At 63.9% G+C, this 502-nt stretch carries 1 pseudogene; it reads left to right on the top strand.

What is annotated here, in order from left to right:
• A pseudogene (locus tag HP546_RS31050) lies at window positions 1-502 on the top strand (type IV secretion protein Rhs); the annotation flags it as partial.

Raw genomic sequence — 502 nt, 5'->3', positions numbered from 1 at the left:
GGCTGGGCTGTCACTACCGCTGGGAAACGCTGGGCGATAAACCACGGGTGGTCGAGCACTGGACCAGCGACGGCGAACACTTCCATTTCCGCTACGACCTGGACGCGCGCACCAGCTGGGCCACCGATGTGCTCGGCCGCGAGCTGGAAGTGCAGTACAACGCCGACCACCGCGTGGTCGCCAGCCGTGACTACGGCGGCGAGCGGTACGCCATCGCGCTGGACGAAAACGGCAACATGGTCGGCCTGAGCTTGCCAGACGGCAATCGCCTGGCCTTCAAGTACGACGAGTACGCCCGCCTGCTGGAAGAAACCGACCCGCTGGGCCGCAAGATCCAGTACGAATACCACCACCTGACCACGCTGGTGACCCAGATCACCTACCCGGATGGCAGCACCTGGCAAGCGCGTTACGACGACAAGGGCAACCTGCTCGCCGAAATCGATGCCCTCGGCCAGATGACCGAATACCTCAACAGCGATGACGGCCTGCCGCACACCAT

Origin of the sequence: Pseudomonas sp. CM25, assembly GCF_013179705.1 — a bacterium.
Classification (GTDB): Bacteria; Pseudomonadota; Gammaproteobacteria; order Pseudomonadales; family Pseudomonadaceae; genus Aquipseudomonas.
Note: the sequence above shows the minus strand (reverse complement) of the source record. Positions and strands in the feature narration are given on the sequence as shown.